The sequence below is a fragment of the Brevibacillus sp. SIMBA_040 genome (genome assembly GCF_046535075.1).
In the GTDB taxonomy this organism is placed as follows: domain Bacteria; phylum Bacillota; class Bacilli; order Brevibacillales; family Brevibacillaceae; genus Brevibacillus.
The window spans coordinates 1-285 of record NZ_JAWRXI010000133.1 but is presented as its reverse complement, the minus strand read 5'-3'; the positions used below and the strand labels follow the sequence as shown (position 1 = coordinate 285).

The following is a 285-nucleotide window of genomic DNA, read 5'->3' as shown; positions in this document are numbered from 1 at the left end:
ATTGAGGAGATCTGTTAGTACGTAAGAGTTTAGCAATGTCATACAAGTCTTTAAGGTAGCTGCAATTAATCAAAGGGTTGTCAGAAATATTCAGTTCTAAATTTATTCTAGAGATAACGGTTTTATCGACATCAGGATATGGTTTATCTATCAATTTCGTGATTTTAGATATTCTAGTATGTAATGTACCATCGGACGTTAATCGTACTTCATGCTCGTTTGCAAGAAGAGCATGCTCAATGGCTTCACGGTGAATAATAAATTCAAAATCTTCACCTTCATATG

1 protein-coding gene is annotated in these 285 nt (G+C 34.0%); it reads right to left on the bottom strand.

What is annotated here, in order from left to right; genetic code table 11:
• On the bottom strand, positions 1–285 hold a 285-nt coding region (locus tag SB752_RS32275), incomplete at both ends, for a hypothetical protein (RefSeq protein WP_410719476.1).